Annotated in this window: 21 protein-coding genes; 8 read left to right on the forward strand and 13 right to left on the reverse strand. The window is 70.9% G+C overall.

Going from position 1 to position 22,129, the window contains the following annotated elements; translation table 11 throughout:
• Nucleotides 1–32 precede the first annotated feature (32 nt).
• On the forward strand, nt 33–2,189 hold the full coding sequence (locus IPK81_05040) for a beta-lactamase family protein (GenBank protein ID QQS13603.1): 2,157 nt from the start codon (nt 33–35) through the stop codon (nt 2,187–2,189).
• Nucleotides 2,158–2,757 (forward strand): TetR/AcrR family transcriptional regulator, encoded by a 600-nt coding sequence (locus IPK81_05045; protein QQS13604.1) that lies wholly within the window; start codon nt 2,158–2,160, stop codon nt 2,755–2,757. The genes IPK81_05040 and IPK81_05045 overlap by 32 nt, the downstream gene beginning before the upstream one ends.
• A 174-nt stretch (nt 2,758–2,931) precedes the next feature.
• Here IPK81_05045 and IPK81_05050 read toward each other — a convergent pair whose 3' ends face one another.
• Nucleotides 2,932–4,599 (reverse strand): acyl-CoA dehydrogenase family protein, encoded by a 1,668-nt coding sequence (locus IPK81_05050; protein QQS14960.1) that lies wholly within the window; start codon nt 4,597–4,599, stop codon nt 2,932–2,934.
• Between the two features lie 279 nt (nt 4,600–4,878).
• The gene (ccrA, locus tag IPK81_05055; protein ID QQS13605.1) at nt 4,879–6,174 is read right to left on the reverse strand and encodes a crotonyl-CoA carboxylase/reductase; all 1,296 of its coding nucleotides are present in this window, start codon (nt 6,172–6,174) and stop codon (nt 4,879–4,881) included.
• A 275-nt stretch (nt 6,175–6,449) separates the two neighbouring features.
• Here ccrA and IPK81_05060 point away from each other — a divergent pair, with 275 nt between their 5' ends.
• On the forward strand, nt 6,450–7,517 hold the full coding sequence (locus IPK81_05060) for an AI-2E family transporter (GenBank protein ID QQS13606.1): 1,068 nt from the start codon (nt 6,450–6,452) through the stop codon (nt 7,515–7,517).
• An 83-nt stretch (nt 7,518–7,600) separates the two neighbouring features.
• A complete protein-coding gene (locus tag IPK81_05065; protein ID QQS13607.1) occupies nt 7,601–8,119 on the forward strand; it encodes a YcxB family protein in 519 nt (172 codons plus the stop codon).
• A 155-nt stretch (nt 8,120–8,274) separates the two neighbouring features.
• Here the strand turns inward: IPK81_05065 and IPK81_05070 are convergent, their stop codons facing one another.
• Both IPK81_05070 and IPK81_05075 read right to left on the reverse strand, forming a co-directional pair.
• Nucleotides 8,275–9,021: a hypothetical protein gene (locus tag IPK81_05070; protein QQS13608.1), complete on the reverse strand. Its 747-nt coding sequence runs from the start codon at nt 9,019–9,021 to the stop codon at nt 8,275–8,277.
• A 63-nt stretch (nt 9,022–9,084) separates the two neighbouring features.
• Nucleotides 9,085–9,669: an ATP-binding cassette domain-containing protein gene (locus IPK81_05075; GenBank protein QQS13609.1), complete on the reverse strand. Its 585-nt coding sequence runs from the start codon at nt 9,667–9,669 to the stop codon at nt 9,085–9,087.
• A 21-nt stretch (nt 9,670–9,690) separates the two neighbouring features.
• On the opposite strand from IPK81_05075, the gene IPK81_05080 reads away from it, so the two are divergent.
• Entirely contained in the window at nt 9,691–10,554 is an 864-nt protein-coding gene (locus IPK81_05080) for an isocitrate lyase/PEP mutase family protein (protein QQS13610.1), read from the forward strand.
• 325 nt (nt 10,555–10,879) lie between these two features.
• On the opposite strand, the gene IPK81_05085 is transcribed toward IPK81_05080, so the two are convergent.
• The gene (locus IPK81_05085; protein QQS13611.1) at nt 10,880–11,863 is read right to left on the reverse strand and encodes a tripartite tricarboxylate transporter substrate binding protein; all 984 of its coding nucleotides are present in this window, start codon (nt 11,861–11,863) and stop codon (nt 10,880–10,882) included.
• 158 nt (nt 11,864–12,021) lie between these two features.
• On the opposite strand from IPK81_05085, the gene IPK81_05090 reads away from it, so the two are divergent.
• Nucleotides 12,022–12,237, forward strand: coding sequence for a hypothetical protein (locus IPK81_05090; protein QQS13612.1), 216 nt, complete (start codon nt 12,022–12,024; stop codon nt 12,235–12,237).
• Nucleotides 12,238–12,280: 43 nt separating this feature from the next.
• Here IPK81_05090 and IPK81_05095 read toward each other — a convergent pair whose 3' ends face one another.
• The 6 genes from IPK81_05095 to IPK81_05120 all read right to left on the reverse strand — a co-directional run bounded on the left by IPK81_05095 (nt 12,281) and on the right by IPK81_05120 (nt 17,810).
• The gene (locus tag IPK81_05095; GenBank protein QQS13613.1) at nt 12,281–13,654 is read right to left on the reverse strand and encodes a serine/threonine protein kinase; all 1,374 of its coding nucleotides are present in this window, start codon (nt 13,652–13,654) and stop codon (nt 12,281–12,283) included.
• Between the two features lie 7 nt (nt 13,655–13,661).
• On the reverse strand, nt 13,662–14,531 hold the full coding sequence (locus IPK81_05100) for a DUF3365 domain-containing protein (GenBank protein ID QQS13614.1): 870 nt from the start codon (nt 14,529–14,531) through the stop codon (nt 13,662–13,664).
• Between the two features lie 13 nt (nt 14,532–14,544).
• Nucleotides 14,545–15,690, reverse strand: coding sequence for a peptidoglycan-binding protein (locus tag IPK81_05105; protein QQS13615.1), 1,146 nt, complete (start codon nt 15,688–15,690; stop codon nt 14,545–14,547).
• A 201-nt stretch (nt 15,691–15,891) separates the two neighbouring features.
• On the reverse strand, nt 15,892–16,476 hold the full coding sequence (locus tag IPK81_05110) for a superoxide dismutase family protein (protein QQS13616.1): 585 nt from the start codon (nt 16,474–16,476) through the stop codon (nt 15,892–15,894).
• Between the two features lie 254 nt (nt 16,477–16,730).
• Nucleotides 16,731–17,318 (reverse strand): hypothetical protein, encoded by a 588-nt coding sequence (locus tag IPK81_05115; protein ID QQS13617.1) that lies wholly within the window; start codon nt 17,316–17,318, stop codon nt 16,731–16,733.
• 30 nt (nt 17,319–17,348) lie between these two features.
• Complete coding sequence (locus IPK81_05120) at nt 17,349–17,810, reverse strand: hypothetical protein (GenBank protein ID QQS13618.1); 462 nt, start codon at nt 17,808–17,810, stop codon at nt 17,349–17,351.
• Between the two features lie 159 nt (nt 17,811–17,969).
• Here IPK81_05120 and IPK81_05125 point away from each other — a divergent pair, with 159 nt between their 5' ends.
• Together IPK81_05125 and IPK81_05130 are read left to right on the forward strand one after the other, a co-directional pair.
• Nucleotides 17,970–18,419 (forward strand): DUF2892 domain-containing protein, encoded by a 450-nt coding sequence (locus IPK81_05125; GenBank protein QQS13619.1) that lies wholly within the window; start codon nt 17,970–17,972, stop codon nt 18,417–18,419.
• A gap of 23 nt (nt 18,420–18,442) precedes the next feature.
• Complete coding sequence (locus tag IPK81_05130; protein QQS13620.1) at nt 18,443–18,958, forward strand: hypothetical protein; 516 nt, start codon at nt 18,443–18,445, stop codon at nt 18,956–18,958.
• 274 nt (nt 18,959–19,232) lie between these two features.
• On the opposite strand, the gene IPK81_05135 is transcribed toward IPK81_05130, so the two are convergent.
• Both IPK81_05135 and IPK81_05140 read right to left on the reverse strand, forming a co-directional pair.
• Complete coding sequence (locus IPK81_05135; protein ID QQS13621.1) at nt 19,233–20,420, reverse strand: M48 family metallopeptidase; 1,188 nt, start codon at nt 20,418–20,420, stop codon at nt 19,233–19,235.
• A 16-nt stretch (nt 20,421–20,436) separates the two neighbouring features.
• The gene (locus IPK81_05140) at nt 20,437–21,846 is read right to left on the reverse strand and encodes a DUF898 family protein (GenBank protein ID QQS13622.1); all 1,410 of its coding nucleotides are present in this window, start codon (nt 21,844–21,846) and stop codon (nt 20,437–20,439) included.
• Nucleotides 21,847–22,129: the final 283 nt, after the last annotated feature.

Genomic DNA, 22,129 nt, shown 5'->3' on the forward strand with positions numbered 1-22,129 from the left:
CTAGACTCGGGAAATTAAGAGGTGGAGGGATCGTGACCGGGGATCTGAAAACGCGGATCGCGCGCGTCGCGCACGCCGCCTACGCGCAGCACCGCGAGCTGTGCGGGGTGCCGGCGATGGCCGCCGGCGTCGTCGTCGACGGCGAGCTGGTGGCGTTCAGCGGCTTCGGCGCGCGGCGCCACTCGCTGTTCCGCATCGCCTCGATGACCAAGAGCTTCACGGCGGCGGCGGCGCTGACGCTGCGCGACGAGGGCCGGCTCGACCTCGACAGGCCCATCGCCGACTACGCGCCGGAATTCGCCGGCCTGCGCGGCCCGACGTCGGATTCGCCGGCGATCACCACGCGGCATCTGCTGTCGATGGCGTCGGGCCTCGCCACCGACGATCCGTGGGGCGACCGCCATCTCGACATCGCCGACGCCGCGCTCGACGCTGTCGTGCGCGCCGGGCCGCTGTTCGCCGCGACGCCGGGGACGGTGTTCGAGTACTCCAACCTCGGCTACGCGCTGATCGGCCGCGTCATGCACCGCGCGTCGGGCGCGCGGCCGCAGGAGCTGATCACCGAGCGGCTGCTGCGGCCGCTGGGGATGACGCGCACCGTGTGGGAGGCCAAGGACGCGCCCGCCGGCACCGACGTGATCGTCGGCGTGAGGTCGGACGATGGCGCGCCCGAGCCGACGCCGCGCGACGGCGGCCTCGCGCCGATGGGCGGGCTGTGGTCGACCGTCGCCGATCTCGCGAAGTGGGTCGACTTCCTCGCCGACGCGTGGCCGGCGCGCGACGGCGCCGACCGCGGGCCGCTGTCGCGCGCCTCGCGACGCGAGATGCAGCGGATCGGGACGGCGGCCGAGCCGTTCGAGTCGCGCTCCGCCGACGGCACGACGTGGCCCTTCACCGGCGGCTACGGCCTGGGGCTGCAGATCGGCCACGACGCGGCGCTGGGCGAGGTGGTCGAGCATTCCGGCGGCCTGCCCGGCTACGGCTCCAACATGCGCTGGGTGAAGGGCACGCGGCTGGGCCTGATCGCATTGGGCAATTCGACCTACGCGCCGATGCGGCTGGCGACGCGGCGCGCGCTCGCCGCGCTGGCCGCCGCCGGGATCGCGCGCCGGCCGGCGATCACGGCGCCGCCGGCGCTGGTCCAGGCCGGCACGGCGTTGTTCGCCCTGTTGATCGACTGGGACGCCGCCCGCGCCCGCGCCCTGTTCGCCGACAACGTCGCGCCCGACGACAAGCTGGCGCGGCGGCAGCGCCGCGGCGGCGCTGATCACCCGTCATGGCGCGTTGAAGCTCGCGCGTGTCGAGGCCGTGTCGCGCACCAGCGGCCGCATCGTCGCCCACTCGGCGACGAGCGAGATCGTCATCGGCTTCCAGCTCGCGCCCGTGGGAGGCGTGCAAAGATACGACCTGCCCGGCTAGCCGCGTGTGGTAGCGACCTATCGCGCCACCTGCGCGGCCTCGTAGCCGAGGGCGGCCTGAACGCCGGGGCGGGCGGCGCAGCGCGACTGGTAAGCTTCGATCGCGGCGTGCATGGACGTGTCGATCCCGACGCGCGCGGCCAGCGTCAGCCACCAGAACAGATACGCGTCGGCGACCGTGAACGCGCCGCCAACCAGATAGTCGCGGTCTTTGAGGCCGTCGGCGACGATTTCCAGCCGCTTGGGCGCGGCGGCCCGAGCCGCGGACCTGGCCGCGTCGTCGCTCTCGGGCGTGAACATCATGTAGAAGACGCGCTTGTGCATCTCCGTGCCCACGAAATTCAGCCATTCGATGACGCGGTAGCGCTCGTCGGTCCCGAACGCCGGGCACAGGCCGCTCTCCGGCTTCAGGTCGCCCAGATACTGCAGGACGCTCGGCCCCTCGGTCAGCACGCTGCCATCGTCGCGGCGCAAGGTGGGAACCGCCCCCTTCGGGTTGATGTCGAACAGGCTACCGCCGCCCTCGATCTCCTTCGTCGACAGGGTCACGCGCCGGAGCGTCACCGGAATGCCGGCCTCGCGGCAGACGATGTGCGACGCCAGCGAGCAGGCGAACGGCGCGTAGAAGAGTTCCATGACGGCGTCTCCATGATTGGCATATATTATGTTCTTTTTAGTACAAAACTGTTCAGCGCGGGTCAAGAATTATATTCTTACCGGTACAGAATGAGGCGACGACATGGCACGGCCCCGATCCTTCGATTTCGATGAGGCGCTCACCGCGGCGACCCGGGTCTTTCTGGCGCACGGCTTCGATGGCGCCACCCTGGACGACCTGACCGGCGCGATGGGCATCAACAAGCCGAGCCTCTACGCCGCCTTCGGCGACAAGGAGGCGCTCTACGCTAGGGTTCTCGAGGGCTACGCGGCGATGGCGAAGTCGGTCATGGAGTCGGCGCTCGACGCCGGCGACACTCTGGAGCACGCCGGACAGCGCCTGCTGTCGGGCGCCATCGAAGTCTATGCGCCCGCCAAGGGCGACCATCTCGGTTGCCTGATCGCCACGACGGCGACAACGGCCGCGGGCTCGAATCCCGCCGTCAGGGCCGCGCTGTCGGCGTTCCTGTCGGACGTCGACCAGTTGATCAGGGCGGCGATCAAGCGGCGCTTCGGCGGCGAACTGGCCGAAGGAAGCGTGGCGGCGGCGGCCGACGTGCTGAGCGCGGCGATGTACTCGATCGCCATCCGCGCGCGCGCCGGCGCATCGAGACGACAACTCTCGGCGATCGCGGAACGCGCCGTCGCGACGATGGGCATGATCGCGAGAACGCGCGCCTGACCGGGAGGCGCGCCCATCCCGGGGCCGGCGCGAGGAGCGACGAGTCCGACACCGGCGTAGCCCTATCGTCGCGAGCGCAGCGCGGATCTCTTTGGGACCGCCGGCGTCTTCTTGAGCCGGCGAGACGCCGTCGCTCCCAGGAAGGCAGGTGCGTCCGACTAAACGCTCGCTTCTCTAGTTCCGCCCGTCGATCAACCCGCGGCAGACGACCTGGGCCTGGATCTCGGCGGCGCCCTCGAAGATGTTGAGGATGCGCGCGTCGCACAGCACGCGGCTGATCGGATACTCCATCGCGTAGCCGTTGCCGCCGTGCACCTGCAGCGCGTTGTCGGCGTTGGTCCACGCCACGCGCGCGGCCAGCAGCTTGGCCATGCCGGCCTCGATGTCGCAGCGGCGGTCGCCGTCCTTCTCGCGCGCCGAGAAATAGGTGAGCTGGCGCGCCACCATGGTCTCGACCGCCATCCACGCGATCTTCCCGGCCACCCGCGGGAAGGCGTAGATCGGCTTGCCGAACTGCGTCCGGTCCTGGGCGTAGCGCAGGCCCAGCTCCATGGCGCACTGCGCGACGCCGACGGCGCGCGCCGCCGTCTGGATGCGGGCGCTCTCGAACGTCGCCATGAGCTGCTTGAAGCCGTTGCCCTCCTGCTCGCCCAGCAGGTTCGCGGCCGGCACCTCGAAGCCGTCGAATCCCAGCTCGTATTCCTTCATGCCGCGGTAGCCCAGCACCTTGATCTCGCCGCCGGTCATGCCCTTTGCGGGGAACGGCTCGGCCTCGGTACCGCGCGGCTTCTCGGCCAGCAGCATCGACAGGCCCTGGTAGCCCGGCTTGTCGGCGTTGGTGCGCACCAGCATCGTCATGATGTCGGCGCGCGCGGCGTGGGTGATCCAGGTCTTGGCGCCGTTGACCTTGTAGACGTCGCCCTCGCGCGTGGCCCGCGTGCGCAGGCTCGCGAGGTCGGAGCCGGTGTTGGGTTCGGTGAACACCGCCGTCGGCAGGATCTCGCCGCGCGCGATGGCGCCGAGATACTTGGCCTTCTGCGCGTCGGTGCCGCCCAGCCGGATCAGCTCGCCCGCGATCTCCGAGCGCGTGCCCAGCGAGCCGACGCCGATGTAGCCGCGCGACAGCTCCTCGGTGACGACGCACATCGCCAGCTTGCCCATGCCCAGCCCGCCCCACTCCTCCGGGATGGTCAGGCCGAACACGCCCATCTCCGCCATCTTCGACACCACCGGCATCGGGATCAGCTCGTCGCGCAGGTGCCAGCCATGGGCGTGCGGCAGCACCTCCTCGCCGACGAAGCGGCGGAACTGGTCGCGCACCATCTCCAGCGCCTCGTCGTCGAGGCCCAGCGCGCCGAAATCGCCGGTGTCGAGCGCGTCGGTCAGCAGCTCGGCGATGCGCTGGCGCACGACCGCGGTGTTGCCGCCGGCGGCGAGACGGCGCGCCGCGGCCGTCTCGAACGGACGCAGATCGGCGTCGGTCAGGCCGAGATCGGCCGGCCGCAGCACCTCGACCTGGCTGATGGCGATGCCGCCCGCGAGCTGGTTGAGATATTCGCCGAAGGCCGCCTGGAGGATCAGCTTCTCCAGCTCGCCGAGACGGCCGGCCTCGGCCAGCGCGCCGGCCCAGCGCCGCATCTGGCGCAGGCCGGCGACGTAGGTGGCGATCCAGGCATAGCCGTGGGCGGCGAACTGCTCGCGCTCCAGCAGCTTGGCATCGACGCGGCCCTGCGGCGCCACCAGCCGGCGCACGGCGGCGCGGGCGGCGGCGTCGAACGCCTCGGCGGCGCGCTCGGCCTCGGCGCACAGCGCCAGCAGATCGGGAAGGACCGGCGGGTCCATGGCGGCGGGCATCTTCTCGGCGACGGACATCGGCGGACTCCGGAGGCAAAAACGATTCGCGCTGTCGTGCGACGGTCGGGCGCGGGGGAAAGCCCCTCATCCGCCCTTCGGGCACCTCCCCCGAAGACGGGGGAGAAGGGAAAACGCGGCGGCCACCCCTTCCCTTCTCCCCATCGACGGGGAGAAGGAGGGACACGGGCGGCCATACCCTCTTCCCTTCTCGTCCGTCTTCGGGGGAGAAGGTGGCGCGCAGCGCCGGATGAGGGGTCTTCGCGCGCCCTACTCCTCGAGCGCGTCCTCGACGGTGCGCAGGCCGGGGCGGCGGGCGGTGACGAGCACGGCCATGTTCCCGGGCTTGTGCTGGTTCTTCCACATCTTGGTGTGGGCGCGCGGAATGTCCTCCCAGGCGAAGACCTCGCTCATGCAGGGATCGACGCGGCGCTCGATCACCAGCTGATTGGCCTGGCTGGCCTGCAGCAGGTTGGCGAAGTGGCTGCCCTGGATGCGCTTCTGGCGCATCCACACGAAGCGCGCGTCCATGGTGAGGTTGTAGCCGGTGGTGCCGGCGCAGAACACCACCATGCCGCCGCGCTTCACGATGAAGCACGACACCGGGAAGGTCTGCTCGCCCGGGTGCTCGAACACGAAGTCGACGTCGTTGCCCTTGCCGGTGTGCTGCCAGATCGCCGCGCCGAATTTGCGGCACTTCTTCATGTACTCGGCATAGCCCTTCTGGTCGTCGACGTCCGGCAGCTGGCCCCAGCAGTCGAAATCGTTGCGGTTGATGACGCCCTTGGCGCCCAGCGACATCACGAAGTCGCGCTTGCTCTCGTCGGAGATCACGCCGATGGCGTTGGCGCCGGCCGCCGCGATGAGCTGCACCGCCATCGAGCCGATGCCGCCGGCGGCGCCCCACACCAGCACGTTGTGGCCCGGCCGCAGGATGTGCGGGCGGTGGCCGAACAGCATCCGGTACGCCGTCGCCAGCGTCAGGACGTAGCAGCCGCTCTCCTCCCAGGTCAGATGGCGCGGGCGCTGCATGAGCTGGCGCGCCTGCACGCGGCAGAACTGGGCGAACGATCCGTCCGGCGTCTCGTAGCCCCAGATGCGCTGGCTCGGCGAGAACATCGGGTCGCCGCCGTTGCACTCCTCGTCGTCGCCGTCGTCCTGGTTGCAGTGGACCACGACCTCGTCGCCGACCTTCCACCGCTTCACCTTGGCGCCGATCGCCCAGACGATGCCCGAGGCGTCGGAGCCGGCGACGTGGAACGGCTGCTTGTGCACGTCGAACGGCGAGATCGGCAGGCCGAGCCCGGCCCAGACGCCGTTGTAGTTCACGCCGGCGGCCATCACGAGCACCAGCACCTCGTCCTCGCCGATGGTGTGGGTCGGCACGACCTCGAGCTTCATCGAGTCCTCGGGCGGCCCGTGGCGGTCGCGCCGGATGGCCCACGCGTACATGTTCTTCGGCACGTGGCCGAGCGGCGGGATCTCGCCGACCTCGTAGAGGTCCTTCTTCGGACGATCCGCCGTCGGATGCGGAACGGCCGACACGACGGCCAAAGCTGCGCTCATCTACGAACCCTCCGGAACGACAGACGCCGGCTCGAAAATCCTTGAGCAAGGCGTCTTATGCTGCGTTGCACCTTAGCGGGATCAAATTTATGACGCAACGCACAAGATCGTAAAAGATCAAACGCCGCAGTTCGATGATAATATTATTGCGCAGATGGCATTTTTCCGCACCGCGACAATGGGATGCGCCGCGACGCAGCATCGCCGCGCGACCGCCGACCGGCCGTGTCCGCAATTGCACGGCCGCCACCTCGGCGAACTTCTACGATGCCGGCGTGCGCACCATCGAAGACAAAGCCTTCCTGCTCCTGATCGTCGCGGTGTCGCTGGCGTTACTGTGGGTCGTCTGGTCGTTTCTCGGCGCGATCCTCTGGGGCACGATCATCGCGATCCTGTTCGCGCCGCTGTGCCGGCGGCTGACGACGGCGTTCGGGGACCGGCGCAATCTCGCGGCGCTCGCCACGGTCGCCGCCATCGTCGTGATCGTGATCCTGCCGATGACGCTGATCGGCGCGTCCCTGATCCGCGAGGCGTCCGGCGTCTACGGACGCATGCGGACCGGCGAGCTGGATGTCGCCCTATCCATCCAGCGGGTCCTCGACGCCCTCCCCGCGTGGGCGACCGGCCTGCTCGGCCATCTCGGCCTCGAGAGCCTCGACGCGATGCGCGAGAGGCTGTCCGAGAACCTCATGAAGGGCGGCCAGTTCCTCGCCGAACGGGCGCTCGGCGTCGGCCAGAGCGCGTTCGACTTCGTCGCGAACCTGTTCGTGATGCTCTATCTGCTGTACTTCCTCCTCCGCGACGAGGCCGCGCTGTTCGCGCGGATCAAGGGCGCGATCCCGCTGCGCCTCGAACTGCAGCGGGCCCTGTTCCTGAAGTTCACCGTCGTCATCCGCGCCACCGTCAAGAGCGACCTGCTGGTCGCGATGCTGCAGGGCGCGCTCGGCGGCGCGATCTTCTGGGCGCTCGGCATCGGCGCGCCGCTGCTCTGGGGCGTCGTGATGGCGTTCCTCTCCCTGCTTCCCGTCGTGGGCGCGGGGCTGGTCTGGGCGCCGGTCGCCATCTACCTCCTGGCGACCGGGGCGGTGTGGCAGGGCGTGGTCCTGATGGCGTACGGGGCGCTCGTCATCGGCCTCGTCGACAATTTCCTGCGTCCGATCCTGGTCGGACAGGACACCAAGATGCCGGACTTCGTCGTGCTGATCTCCACGCTCGGCGGGCTCGCGACCTTCGGACTCAACGGATTCGTCCTCGGGCCCGTGATCGCGGCCCTGTTCATCGCCGTCTGGGACATCGTCTCCGCGACCCGGCGGGAAGCGCGGTCCGACGCCACCCCCGGCTGAACGACGGCGTCGCCAGCGGCGCGCACCGCGTTGGACCGCGCCGCGCGGCCGCGCCACACTCCCGAGGATGGAGGGTGGCGGCGATGGCGCGCGTTCAACTACAGGAATCCGACATCGTGGCCGCGATGTGGCTGCATCTCCGGCCCGGTCGCGTCCTGGCCGTTCTTCTGCTCGCCATGTCGGCGCTCGTCGTGTGCGCAACGGCGTTCAGCTTCTGGACGTACTACCGGCACGACGTCGATCCGGGCGCCTCCTCGCCATGGGACGCCATGCCCGGCTACGGCGTGGTGCTGGCGCTCGTGGTGGTCCTGATCCTGTCCGTGCGCTGGCGGGCGCGGCGGGCGTTCCGGCAATCGAAGCTGCTGCGCGATCCCGCCGACATCGAGTGGGACGACACCCGTCTCACCTTCCGTTCGGATGTCGCCCGCAGCGCGATCCCGTGGGGCGACTACGTGAAGTGGAAGGAGAACGATCGGCTGTACCTGATCTACATGTCCGACCAGCAGTACCACGTCATCCCCAAGCGGATCTTCGCGACGTCGGAAGTGGAGCGGTCGTTCCGCCAGCACCTCGACCGCATCGGCGCGAAGCAGCGCGCCTAGCCGCGCCGGCGCATTCGGCGATTCTCCGGCTGGCGGCGATGCCCTACGGCGCTTTGGAATCGGGCCTGCGACGCTGGGTCTTTAGCGGGGCGGCGGTCTGGAATATTCGCCGTCTTGGACGCCTTCCTCGCCCGACATGGGAATGAAAATCAGTGTCAGTCCTTCAAAAATTGAGGAGCGATTCCTTCGTTTTTTTCTTTAAGTCGCCTAACGGACTCGGAAATTTCGGCAACTGACTTCGTATTAAACTGATACGCGCGTCCACCCTCGACTACGCCGCGTCGCCATTGTGATTCGTTTGCAGAAACAGGAATTCCAATCACGCTAAAGACAGCGTTTAGCACACAAGAAACCTCGTTCGATTCTAATCTATTCTTGTCTACATATATTACCGCACCATTTATGGGCGGGCCCATAGCGGAGCGAAACTGAAGCGCCACACCGACACATCCTTCGGTGTGGTGAACGACATGAGGCTGCACAGAAAAGAACTCCCTTATGTTCTCCAAGAGCCGCAAGTGATCGACAACAGCGGACGTTTCCAGCGGGCTCATGTACATGACCGCGATCTGAAATCTGATTCGTTCATTTGGGTCGACGCCGCGCGTTCCGGGCACTATCGTCGCACCAAGTGGCGATAGCACCATGTTAACTAAAGGCGCCAACGCGATTGCGCGTTCATTGGCGATTTTCACCCAAACCTCAAGCGGAGCTACCTCAGCTCGGGCGGTCAGCGGATATACTGCAAGAACAAGAGGAGTTCGCCAGGGGGAGATATCGAGGCGCGACGGCTGTGGTGAAGGTATTGTGGTGCTGACTGGCGCTTGAGCTCGCGCGAGCGGGCACAAAGCCATCATGAATATCAGATGATACATTGCGAATACTTTGACGAATCGTCTCATTCTCACTGATGTTCTCCGCATCTGCGTGGACGCCATGTATTTTGTATAGCGTTCCGCTGCCTTCTATTCGCAAATCTCGCCGTTCATGATGTCGGTTCGAATCGTACACATGGCAGGGGCTGACTCACGGTGCGCAATGATGACAACCGTCCGCTCCTTCGCAATCCTCGCCATGTCCTGCCGCATGATCACCCCTGTCTCCACGTGCAGCGCGTTCTTGGCATCGTCGAAGATCAAGGCGCGCGGGCCCATCAACAGCGCCCGCGCGATGGCGATGCGCTGCCGCTGGCCGCCGGGCAGGTTCCTCCCTCGCTCCTCAATCTGCGTGTCGTAGCGTTCGGAAATCTGGAGGATGAACTCGCGCGCGCCGGCCATCGATAGCGGCGTGGATAGCCAAGCATGGGGGCGATGGCGAGCGACCGGGACAACGCGGCCTCCGGGACGGCGGTGCGTGCGGACCGTAGCACCGGCCGATGCATGCGGAGGGCCGCGGGTTCGATCATCGGCGCCCCCGTGGAGAAGCGCCGTCCCGCGGGTCCGGCCCCGATCCTCCCCATCGAAGGACCCGCTTCGCGCGCCCGGCGCCGGGCCCCGCGCGCGAATTGCGGTTTTCCCCGGCGCCCCCGATGCCGTACGGTCGCACGCCATCTTCCAACCGAAGGATCCGACATGACCGCCCCCGAACGTCTCCGCGCCCTGCTCGCCGCCCCCGGCTTCGTCACGATGCCGGCGGTGTGGGACGGCATCAGCGCCAAGCTGGCGGCCGGCGCCGGATTCCAGACGGCGTTCCTCTCCGGCTCCTGCGTCGCGGCCAGCCGGCTGGGCGGACCCGACCTCGACCTGGTGTCGTTCGGCGAGATGTTCGACTCGTTCAACATGGTCCACGCCGCGGCGCCGAACACGCTCGTCCTGGCCGACGGCGACCACGGCTACGGCAACGCCATGAACGTGCAACGCACCGTCGCCGCCTACGGCCGCGCCGGCGCCGCCGCCGTGCTGATCGAGGACAAGATCACGCCGCGCGCGCTGACGGCGGCGGGCAAGCCGTGCCTGCCGCGCGAGGAGGCGCGCATGAAGATCCGCGCCGCCGTCGCGGCCGCGAAGGAGTCCGGCATCTGCGTGCTGGCGCGCACCGACTGCCGGCCGACCCAGGGCATCGACGAGGCCGTGGCGCGCATCGAGATGTACGTCGCGGAGGGCGCCGACATCCTGTTCCTCGACTCGCCCGAGGACGACGCCGAGATCCGCCGCGCCGTCGCCGCCGCCGGCGGCCGGCCGTCCTTCGCCGTGCTGTCGCCGGGCGCGCCGCGGTCGACGCCGTCGCGCGCGCAGGCCGCGGCGCTGGGCCTGAAGATCGGCACCTATCCCACGGGCATGCTGTCGCCGGCCATCGCCGGCATGAAGGCCGGGCTGGCGGCGCTGGTCGCCGGCGAGGCCGCCTCCACGACCGCCCTGCCGCCCGCCGAGCTGCGCGACACGCTCGGCTACGGCGACTACGACACCCACGCCAAGCAGTTCATCGCCAAGGCGTGACGTCGGGGTTCTCGCTCGCCGTCGCCGCGGCGGGATGGATGGCGCCGCATCCTCCCTCTCCACCGCGCAGCGGGGGAGAGGGAAGGGGCCCATGCGAAGCATGGGAAGGGTGAGGTGGTCGCGGGATCGGGCGTGGTCGTGATCGAGTGGCAGCGCGCCTCGATATCGAACGCCTGTGGATCGATGAAACGTCGCTATCTCGGGCAGGTCGACCCGCTATCGGCGCTTCTTCCGCTCCGACCACCACCTCACCCTCCCACGCCTTCGGCGCGGGCCCCGCCCTCTCCCCCGCTACGCGGCGGAGAGGGAGCGCGCAGGGCCGTCCCTACTCGATCTTGACGTCGGCGGCGGTGATGACCTTGCCCCACTTCGCGATCTCGGCGTCGAGGAAGGCGGCCGAGGCGGCGGGGTCGTAGCCGGCGGCGAGCACGCCCAGCTCGACCAGGCGCTTGGCGACGTCCGGCCGCTTCAACGCCTTGGCGGTCTCGGCCGACAGGCGCTCGACGATGTCCTTGGGCGTACCGGCCGGCGCCAGATACATCGCCCAGCTCGACGATTCGATCGGCGGCCCGCCGTTCTCGACGATGGTCGGCACCTCGTCGGCGCCGGGCACGCGCTCCTTCGACAGCATCGCCAGCGCGCGGATCTTGCCGGCGCGGACCTGCGCCATCACGCCGGACGGCGAGTCGATCAGCATGTGCAGGTTGCCGGCGACCAGGTCGGCCAGCGCCGGCGCGGTGCCCTTGTAGGGCACGTGCGTCATCTCGATGCCGCAGACCTGCTTCATCAGCTCGCTGGTCAGGTGCGCGGCGGCGCCGACGCCCGACGAGCCGAACGACACCTTGCCGGGATTGGCCTTGGCGTAGGCGATCAGCTCGGGCACCGACTTCACCGGCAGCGCGTTCGCCACCGTCAGGATCAAGGGCGCGATGGTGACCAGCGAGATCGGCGTGAAGCTCTTGACCGCGTCGAACGGCAGCCTGCCCTTGTACAGCGTGGCGTTGGCGGCGTGGGCCGCGATCACCGTCAGCATCGTGTAGCCGTCGGGCGGCGCCTTGGCGACGATCTCGGCGCCGATGATCGAGTTGGCGCCCGGCTTGTTGTCGACCACGACGCTCTGGCCCAGCGCGTCGGCGACGTGCGCCAGCGGGATGCGCGTCGACAGGTCGGTGAACCCGCCGGCCGTGTACGGCACCACCCAGCGGATCGGCTGCTTGGTCGGCCACGCGCCCTGCGCGCCGGCCGGCGCCGCGCCGGCCATCGCCAGCGCGCCGCCGATCATGATGTCCCGACGCCTCAATCCCGTCATGCCGTCCCTCCCTCGGCACGTGGAGCCCGCGCCGTGTGCGGCGGCGACGATAGCAGACGGCCGCGGCGAGGCGGAAGCGCGGGAACGCCGCCGGTCCGGCGGCGTTCATGGACGACGGCGCGACGCGGGTGTCGCCGCCGGCACGGAGCGAGGACCCCATGGCCCGTCAGAAGAACGAAGGCGAAGGCAACCGCACCGCCGCGCGCGAGTTCAACACCGCGCAGGCCGGCTACGCCGCCTCGGGGAAGTGGAAGAAGGCCGGCAAGGACGCCGCCGCCGCGCTCGACGGTCCCGAGGGGACGGCGCTGCGGGCGGCCGAGACCTCCACCGGCAAACGCGGCGCCAAGCCGCGCAAGCCGCCGGCGCGCGGCTAGGTCCCGGGCGCCGCGCCGGATCGCCGCTCCGCCCGCCGGCGCGTCAGCGGGCTTTGCGGACGCGCAGGAATGCCGCGCGGTCGGCGGGACGCTCGATGTGGCCGGCCAGGCGGCGCCAGAGATCCTCGGCGTCGGCCGCGGCGGCGACCTCGCGCCGCACCAGCACCTTGGCGATGGGTCCGATGGAGCGCGCGAGATCCCTCTGCGCGAGGTCGAGCTCGGCCTGGGCGACGGCGACCGCCGCGCTCGGCGTCGCCACCGCCGACGGCATGCGCACGATCGACGCGGCGGACGCGGCGACCACGCTGGCGCGCATCGGATCGAACATCTCGCGCAGGAACGCCGCCCGCGACTCGGGCTGCTCGATGCTGTCGCTGACGGAGCGGCAGAGCTGCTCGAACGACGTCGCGCGACCGCTGGCGGTGCGCACGATGTGGCCGGCCATCGGCCCGACGTAGCGCGCCAGCCGGCGCTCGACCTCGGCGATCTCCGTGATGGCGGCGGCCGCCGCCGGCATCGCGGCGGGCGCGGGCGCGTGCGGCAGCACCACGGTCTCGGCGTCGCCCCTCGGCGCCACCGGCCGCACGCCGCGCAGCGCCTGGTCCAGCGCCGCCGACATCGCCGCCGCCGTCGGGAAGCGCGACGCCGGGTCGCGCGCCAGCGCCACGTCCATGAACGACACCAGCGCGGGCGAGACGTCCGGCAGATGCCGCCCCAGCGGCACCGGCGCGCCGTTCTGCAGCAGGTGCGCGATCTCGTGGAAATTGCGGCCGGGGAACGGCAGCTCGCCGGTCAGCAGCTCGTAGAGCACGGCGGCGGTCGAGAACAGGTCGCTGCGGGCGTCGACCGCCTCGCCGCGGCACTGCTCCGGCGACATGTAGTTGGGCGTGCCGATCAGCGCGCCGGCCTGGGTCAGCGACGAGCCGCCGATCCGCGAGATCCCGAAATCGGCGACCTTCACGCGGCCGTCCGCCGTCAGCATGACGTTGGGCGGCTTGATGTCGCGGTGCACGACGCCCTGGCCGTGGGCGCAGGCCAGCGCGTCGAGCATCTGGCGCACGATGGCGCCGGCGCGATCGGCCGCCATCGGCCGGCCGCGCTCGATGATCTCGCCGAGGTTGCGGCCGTCGACGAACTCCATCGCGAGGTACGGGTTGTCCTCGTGCAGCGCGAAATCGTAGACGGCGACGATGTTGGCGTGGGCGCAGCGGCCGGCGGCCTGGGCCTCGCGCTGGAAGCGCTCGACGTAGTCGCGCCGCTCGTCGCCCTCCAGCAGGTCGGCGCGCATGATCTTCAGCGCCACCGGCCGGTCGATCATCGGATCGTGGGCGCGGTAGATCACGCCCATCGCGCCGCGGCCGATGGTCGACTCGACGACGTAGCGTCCGATCCGCGCCGGTGCGGGTGCCTGCGCCATCGCCGCCCTAGCCCAGCATCTTCATCGCGTTGGCGAGGCTGCGCCGCATGCGGTTGAACGATTCCGACAGCGAGGCGATCTCGTCCTTGCCGTGGACCTCGATCTCCGGCGCCTCCATGTTGCCGAGGCTGATGTCGTTGGCCGTGGCCGAGATGGCGCGCACCGGCTTCACGATGACGTAGTGGAGCAGCAGGTTGAGCAGCAACGTGACGACGGCGAACACCGCCGCGATGCCGCCGACGTAGAGCACCATCAGCTTGTCGACCTGCCGCGTCGCCGCCGCCATCGGCACCGAGGCGATCTGCGCGCCGATCGTCTCGTTGAGCTTCCAGCCGAAGCCGTTGGCCGAGCCGTAGAGGTCGATCATCGGCTGCGGCGCCTGCGCCGCCGTGGTGTGGCAGGTCAGGCAGGCCGCCGAGGTGATGCGCAGCGGCCGCGACAGCGACAGGATCGCGCCGGTCGGCGTCTCGCGGGTGGAGACGAACTCCTTGAGGTTCGGATCGTTGCGGAACTGCTCGATGATGTCGGCCTCCCAGTCGGTCGCGCGGTCGGCCGGGTTGGTCGGGTTGAGCGCCGCCTCCTTGTAGCGGTAGTCGGGGAACTGCGGCTGCATCGAGCGCCACACCGTCTGCGCGGACCACGACGGCACGGAGTGCGGCAGGAAGCGCGTCTTCAGCTGCTCCTCGAGCAGCGGCGCGACCTCGGTCGAGGTGTAGCCGCGCACCGCCGCCGCCTGGGCCAGGATCATCGCCGCGTCGCGCAGCGCCGCCTGGCGGCCGCTCTCGCGCAGCACCTGGTTGGCCATCAGCGCCGCCAGCCCGAGACCGACCACGAACGCCGCCGCGAGCATCAGGTTGAACTTGGTCTTGAGTCCCATCGCGCGGTCCCTCCTAGCGGGCCGACAGCAGGCGGCCCGCCTGTTCCGGCGTCAGCCGGCCGGTGGGTTGTTCCATGAGCTGCATCTGGTAGCGCCGGATGGCGGCGCGGGTGTCGCCGCCGAACACGCCGTCGACCGGCGCGGCGTAGTAGCCGAGGCGGCCCAGCGCCTCCTGCACCTTGCGGCGGTCCTCCAGCGTCATCGCGTGCTCCTCGGGACCCAGCGGCGCGGCGGCTGGCGCCGGGGGCGCGGCCGGCGCGGGCGTCGGCGCGGTGGCGGGCGGTGTCGACGCGGCGGCGGGCGTTGGCGGCGGGGGCGGCGGCGTCGCGGCGGGCTGGGTCGGCGTCGCGGCCGGCTGGGTCGGCGCCGGGGCCGGCTGGGTGGCGGCGGCCGGCGGTGGCGCGCTCTGGCCGACCAGCGGGCCGGCGACCTTGGGCGCGCGCGCCACCGCGATAGAGGTCGAGGATCCTGTCCCCAGCAGCTCCTGCACCGCCGACACCAGCGCGCCGTTGTCGAGCGTCGGCCGGCCGAGCAGCGCGACCAGCGCCTGCGCCAGCAGCGTGCCGGTCGTGTCGGCGCCGGACTGGATCACGGTGATCGCGGCCAGGCCGTCGATGGCCGCGGCCTGCGCGACGGTGTCGAAGCCCGCCGGCTTGGCGCCGCCCGCCTGGGGCGCGACGTCGAGCGCCACGACGGCGGTGCCCGCCTTGCCGCGCACCAGCGTGTCGTACAGCGTCTTCGCCAGGATGCCCTGCGTGAAGACGTCCGTCGGCCGCTCGAGCGTGACCGACACCGGCAGCAGGAAGGCCCGGTCGTTGAGGCTGGCGCCGCGGGCGCAGACGTAGATGAACGCGGTGGCGCCGGGCGCCTTGGCGAGGCGGGCGCTGAAATCGCCGACGGCGGCGTCGAAGCTGCCGGTCGTCACATCGGTCCGCGTCACCACGTCGTAGCCGACCGCCCGCAGCTTGTCGGCCATCGCCTTGGCCGCCGGACCGCAGGCCGGCGCCGGCGGCAGGGTTGTGTAGGCGCCGTTGCCGATGACCAGCGCGATCCGCGCCGTCTGGGCCGCCGCGGGCGCCGGGATGGCGAGCGCCGCGAGGCCGGCGGCGACGCCCGCCGCGACCCACGATCGGATCGAACCACCAGAGCCCCGTGACATCTGAACCTGTTCCCTCAAAGTTCCGCCGTGTGGCCCCGTCGGACCGGCCGGAATCCGGCATGGCCGATCGGGTACTTCCTCAAGCGCATCAACTATATACAGGATAATTGCTGCTATCGCACTTGAGATACGGAAGACCGCGTGCGGCCGCCGGCCGACCCCGGCGGGGTCGAACGCCAACCGTCGACCGATGCCCGCGGATCATGGCCGCGTGGCGGCTGGATCGCGTCGTGCCGCCGAGTTGGCGATCTTCACGTCGAACACGCCGCAGGCGATGCGTCCGCCACCGCCGCCCAACGGCTGCGGCTTGTCGTCGAAATTGTCGCCGTTGGCGTGGATGATCAGCGACCGGCCGCGCAGATCGGCCACCTTCAGCCGCGGCGCCAGCAGCTTGGCCGAGGCGGCGCCGTCCTTGTCGGCCACGAGCGGAGGCAGATCGCCGAGATGGCCGTCGTGCTGGTGCGGCCCGCGGTGCGCCTTGGTGCCTTTGGGGTCGTAGTGGCCGCCGGCGGCGAGGCCGGGCACCATCTTGCCGTCCTGCGCGGCGGCGGCGCAGCTCGGATTCTCATGGACGTGGAAGCCGTGCGGCCCCGGCGGCAGGCCCTTCAACTTCGGGTCGATCGCGAGGCCGTGCGGGGTGTCGGTGAACACCACCGTGCCGAGCGGCGCGCCGGAACCCTTCTCCGAGATCTCGATCACCGCGACCGTCGTGCTCTGTTGCGCCGACGCGGTCCCGGCGTAGGCCGCGAGCGCGCCCGCGATCAGGGTCGTCATGGAAATGCGCATGGTCGTCTCCTTCGGATCGGACGGGCGTGTCGCGTTCAATGAACACCGGGGACCATCGGATATTCCGCCGGGCCCGCCGCGCCGTCGCGATTCCGGCCGGCGCCGGCCACCTGCGCGCGGCGATGTTCGTCGTCTCCTCCCTTCTCCCTCGGAGACGCGGGAAGACGGGAGGAGAACGCGGCATCTCCGCCGCCGCGGACGCAAACGGGGCGGAAGGCCGTCGCCTTCCGCCCCGGCCGTCGTCGAAGGCGACGCTAGGCCGCGCGGTCGCGGCGCGCGCGCTCGAGCTCGGCGTCCGTCGGCTGGTACGCCGGCGCGTCGGGATCGAACGTCTTCCAGCCGCCCTTCATGTACTCGCCCCGGCGGATGGCCGGGTCGATCGGCTTGTAGCGGTCCAGCGCGGCCTTGGCACGGCCGACCAGGTCGTCGCGGACGCGCGCGGTCACGAGCGTGCCGCCACGACGGATCGACTCCGAGTAGACGTGCGCGTGCTCCTCCGGCTCGCCCGAGTCGATCAGCGCGCCGACGATGCCGCCGGCGGTCGCGCCGGCCGCGACGCCGACCGCGGTCGCCGCCAGCCAGCCCGCCGCCACGACCGGCCCGAGGCCGGGGATGGCGAGCAGGCCGAGGCCCGCGAGCAACCCGGCGCCGCCGCCGATGGCGCCACCGACGCCCGCGCCGGCCGCCGCTTTCGACGTCTCGTCGACGTCGGCGCGGCCGGCGCTGACGTGGCGGTTGGCCACCATGCTGATGTCGGCCGACGGCACGCCGTCGGATTCTAGCGCCTGCACCGCCGATTTGGCCTGCTCGTAGGTGTCGTAGACGCGGCTCACTGTTTTCATGGGTCTGATCCTTTCAGCGCATCGCGCTTGCTAGCTGGCGGGCTGGCCGACGACGTTGCCCTTGAAGTCGACGGCGATCGAAACCGTCTTGCCGTCCTGCGTGGCGGTGCCCCGCCAGATGCCGTCGGCGTCCTTGGCCAGCGCCGACACGCCGGCGTAGCCCTCGGCCGCCGCGCGGTCCCTGGCCTGCGCCTCGGTGAAGCTGTTGGCGCCCTTCAGCGGCGCGCCGGCGTCGACCGTGCGGCGCGCGAAGACGTCGGCCTTGCAGGAATCCATGAACGCGGCCTGCGTCAGCCTGCCGTCGGCCGGCGGCGCGCGGTCGCGGATGCGCATCGCGGCCGTGTAGCGCGTGGTCTCCATGTCGGACAGGACGCCGTCGGCGTTGACGTCGGCCTTCTTCCACATGTCCTGGCACTCCGCGTCGGTCGCGGCGTAGGCGGCCGGCGCGAGGCAGATCGCGGCGACGGCGGCGATTCCGAGAATTCGTCTCATACTTCTTCCCTCCGGTGAGAACGGTCCGAGCGGACAGCGCGGCCTGTGCCCGACCCAACGTCCGGTCGCGCCGGTGGTTCCGGGGCAGGAACCACCGCGGGGACGTGGCGTTTCGATCCAGTGGCGCCCCGCGCCGGCAACCCGAGGGGACGTGAGCGCATGCCCTCCACCGTCGAGCGCGTGGCGAGGAACACCAGGGACGGCGCGAACCAGCGCATCCGTCGGCGCACCGCCGAGCGGCTCGCGCACTACATCGCCCACACGCGCGAGATTCCGCGCCGCCTGCGCGAGCTCGACGCGGAGTGGGACATCGAGCGCGTGCTGGAGGCGAACGCCGCGTCCGTCACCCTGGCCGGCGTCGTCCTCGCGGGCCTCGACCGCCGCTGGCTGGCGCTCCCGGCGCTGGTCGCGGCGTTCCTCTTCCAGCACGCCGCGCAGGGATGGTGTCCGCCGCTGCCGGTGCTGCGCGAACTCGGATTCCGCACCGCGCGCGAGATCGAGATCGAGCGAGTCGCGCTCAAGCTGCTGCGCGGCGATTTCGACGTCGACACGGTCTCCGGCACCACGGCCGAGAACGCCGAGGCCGCGATCGCGGCGGCGACGGCGTGACGCGCGCGACCACGGAGGCTTCGATGGAAGACCGGATTCTCGCGGCCCTCGCCGCGCTCGGCGGACCGGACCGCGGCGTCGTGCGTCAGCAGGCGTTGCGCGAACGCATCGGCGCCGCCGGGGCGCGGTCGGCGCGCCTCCTCAAGGCGCTCGCCGACGACCGGCTGCTGACGATCGACGACGACAGCGGCGACCTGCGCATCACGGCGGCGGGCCTCGCGCGCACCACGCCACCCACCGCCGCCGCCGCACCGCCGCTCGACTCGGGAATCGCCGCGGCGCGGTGCGCGCTACCGACGGCCGGCGGCGGTTCGGCGCGTGCGGCGACCGCCGCGGCCGCGATGCCGGCGGCGGACCCGGTCGCCGCTCCCGCGCTCGGCGCCGGCCTCGCCTCCGCGCCGCAACCGCCGCCACAGGCGACGTGGCCGATGTCGATGATGGACGCCGCGCGGCCAGCGCCGATCCCCGCCCCCGGAACCGAACCCGTGATGGGCCGGCCCGGGCAGACGACGGGGCGCGCGAAGCCGAAGCCGTCGTAGATGCGCGCCACGCGTACGCCCGCGGCGCGTGAGCTCGATTTGCTCGCTCCGCTTGCGGGGCGAGCAAATGGCAACAACCGTGCCAATCGCTTTGACCCACCGCGCACGGCACCTCCGGTTTTTCCGGAGGATGACCCACACCGCTTCCTATAAGACGATTTCCGGTCCTATAGGACGCGCCCGCCGTCCTGCCCGGATCGTGTGACCCGCCTATGGGCGCATCACACGGCGTTCCCGCCACATTTCCGCCACGCGCCGATTGGCCGCCTCGGTCCTACTTGCACACCGCGCGGACGGCGGTCCATTCGCGGGCGGTCATGACCGGCAGGCCGGTCGGCGGCCGGCGCGTCGTCTCCATGCGCTCGCGGGTCGGCGGGTGGGTCGAGAAGATGCCGGCCTCGGCGGCGGCGTCGCGTTCGCGCCGCTCCGTCTCGGCCTTGGTCTCCTTGCCGTCCTTGCCGCTGCCGGGCCGCGCCGGATCGGCCTTGGGATCGGTCTTGCCGCCGGCCTTGACCGGCGGCCGGTTCTGCATGTCCAGCAGCTTGCCGAAGAAGCCCGACAACCCGTCGGCCCGCATGCCCAGCTTGTCGAGCAGCTCCAGCGCCGTCTTGTCGGCCTGGCGCTCGGCCTCGCGGCCGTGGCGCAGCGCCAGCAGCACGCCGCCGGCGCCGCCGACCATCGACAGGTCGCCGGAATAGCCGCCGGTGACGAGGCGCAGCGCCATGTCGAAGCCGTAGGCGCGCAGCAGCGCCTGCATCGAGTGGTGGTGCACGATGTGGCCGAGCTCGTGGCCGAGCACGCCGGCGACCTCCTCCGGCCCGGCCGCCTTGTCGATCAAGCCCGAGAAGACGACCATGCGGCCGCCGGGCACGGCGAAGGCGTTGACGACCTTGTTGCTGACCACGGTGACGTCGACCTTGCGGTCGTAGCTCGAGACCTGCTGCAGGCGGTCGACGAGGAGCTGCAGCGCCGCCAGCCCCTCGGGATTGCGGCACTGGCGCATGTCCGCGATCATCGAATCGACCACGGAATCGCCCAGCGAGCGCTGCCAGGCGTGCGGCACGAACGGCGCGGCGTAGTGCGGCGCGGTCTCGAGGGCCACGGCGAAGGCGCCGATCGTGGCGGCGATTCCCAGGGCGAGGCCGGCCAGCGCCGGCGCGATGCGGGTGCGCCGGGGCGCGACGCGGGCGAGGTTCGCCGTCAGCCCGGCGATCGCGCCGCGCAGCTCGGAATCCTCGACCGCCAGCCGCGCGCCGGGCTGTCCCGCCCACACCATCAGCGCGTGCGGCTCGTGCTCGGCGTCGGAGGCGACCTCGATCTCGCCGGACGGCCAGCGCGCCAGCACCTTGCCGTCGGGCGCGACCGCGAACAGCTCGGTCGGCGTGGCGCGCACCGAGACCTCGTGCGCGACCGGATGGTGGCCGTCGTAGAAGCGGGCGTTGGTCGGAATGGTGTCGGTCATGGCGGCCTCCGCCGCGTCACACGATGCCGGTGTCGAACAGGTCGAGCAGGCCCTCGCCCATCGCCGGTCCCTGCGCCATGGCCTGCGCCACGGCCCCGGTGTCGATGCGGCCGTAGATCCAGAACTGGCTGGCGACCAGCTTGGCCGAACGGTGCAGCACCCACGGCCAGCCGAAGCCCAGGGTGAACAGCAGGATCACCCAGTTGAAGACGATGAAGCCCCACATCTGCCATGTGGTGACGCCGGTGCCGAAATACACCCGGTCGTGCCAGGCGCGCGACACGACGTAGCGCATCGAATAGGCCTGGTACCAGCAGCGCAGCGGCAGGATCAGCACGCCGATCATGGCGTAGAGCGCGATCGCCACCAGGAAGATGACGATCAGCGTCATCGGCGTGGGGTGCGCCAGCCGCTCCTGGATCGCCTCCCATCCGCCGAGCCGCTCGATCAGGTCGGCGAACCCGCCGATGATGGCGATGGTGACGCCGATCAGCACCATCCAGGCGAGGATGTTGAGGAAGTAGAAGCCGATGAAGCGGCCGTAGATGTCGCCGGCGTTGCCGGAGAAGCCGAACTTGAGCTGGCCGTAGGTGGCGTTGGCGACGCGGTAGCGCGTGGTCACGATGTCGACGATCGGCGTCAGCAGGCGCATGCACAGCGCGTTGGCGAATCCGAGGCCGATCGACATGCCGGCGTATTTCCACGCCGAGCCGCCCATGCCGGCGCGGATGCCGCGCCAGCGCGTGCGGCTGAGCTTGTAGCGCATGCCCGCGTACTGGCCGGCGGCCAGCAGCGGATAGCCGACCAGGATCAGCGTCCAGGTGACCACGTCGGCGGCGTCGACCGTCTGGAGGATGTTGTCGCGGCCGAACAGGTAGAGGCCGCCGACCAGCAGGCCGCTGCCGAGCAGCAGGAACCCCATGCCGGTGAGGAAGCCGAGGAACAGTTCGACGCCGCGGCCGCGGTATTCGAACCGGTCGCCGACGATGGAGAAATGCGACCACAGGTACCGCCGCACGCGGGTGCGCGCCCAGAACCGGTAGACGCCCAGTGTCAGCATGGTGAGCAGCAGGGCGCGCAGATAGACGAGGTAGAGCTCGCCCAGCTTGCCGTCGTACTCCAGCTTGACCGCCGGCACCGGCTCGGGCGGCGGCTGCGGCGCGGCGTAGCCGTAGGGATAGGGATACTGGCCGGGGTACCCCGGCCCCTGCGGCGGGTAGTAGCCCATCGGCGGCGCCTGGCCGGGATAGACCGGCGGCGGCACCTGCCCGGGCTGATACGCGGGTGGCGGCGGCACGGCGGGCGGATGCGCCGCGTATTCGGGCGCGTAGCCCGGCGGCGGGGCGGCGCCGGCGTGCGGCTCGGCGGCGTAGGCGTGCGGACCGATGGCGTAGGCCTGACCCGGTGGGGTCCCTGCCCGGCCCATGGCGTGCCCTGCGGGGCGCCCGGCGCGCTCGCCGGCGTCGCGCCCGCCACGCGGGTGGCGGCATCGTCGGCGGGAGCCGCGGCGGCCAGCGTCGCGGCCGAGGCGGACGGCGCGGCCGGCGTCAGCCATTGCGGGCCGGCGGGACCGGCCGGTGGCGGCGTGCCGCCCGGGGGCGTCGATGATGAATCCGTGGTCACGCCCTTGTCCCATTCCGCGAAGCGTCGCGCATGATCGCGCAGGCGGCGCGGCACCACAACAGCGCGTCGCGGGCGGCGCCGTGACG

The sequence above is a fragment of the Rhodospirillales bacterium genome (assembly GCA_016699855.1).
In the GTDB taxonomy this organism is placed as follows: Bacteria; Pseudomonadota; Alphaproteobacteria; order Reyranellales; family Reyranellaceae.